Origin of the sequence: Pseudomonas sp. NY15356 (assembly GCF_048068175.1) — a bacterium.
GTDB classification, from domain to species: domain Bacteria; phylum Pseudomonadota; class Gammaproteobacteria; order Pseudomonadales; family Pseudomonadaceae; genus Aquipseudomonas; species Aquipseudomonas putida_K.
Genome location: NZ_JBLUPW010000109.1, coordinates 1 through 236, shown reverse-complemented (window position 1 = coordinate 236; position 236 = coordinate 1). Strand labels below are relative to the sequence as shown.

Genomic DNA, 236 nt, shown 5'->3' with positions numbered 1-236 from the left:
GTCGTACTCGTAGCGAATTCGCTGGCCCTTGGCATCCTGGCGGCTGCTCGGCAAACCCCGGGCCGTGCGCAGCAGGCGGGTGGTCTGGCCCTTGCCGTCGGTGTGGCTGAGTACCTGCCCGAAGGCGTTGTAGGTGAAGGTTTCCGAGGTGCCGTCCGGGTGGGTGATCTTCAGTACCTCACCGTCCGGTTTGCGCTCCAGCGTGGTGGTCTGGTTCAGCGCGTCGGTGACGGCGA

1 protein-coding gene is annotated in these 236 nt (G+C 66.1%); it reads right to left on the bottom strand.

Going from position 1 to position 236, the window contains the following annotated elements:
* Positions 1–236 (bottom strand): hypothetical protein (locus tag ACNFCI_RS24160; RefSeq protein WP_416768454.1); only part of this gene is annotated, 236 nt, incomplete at both ends.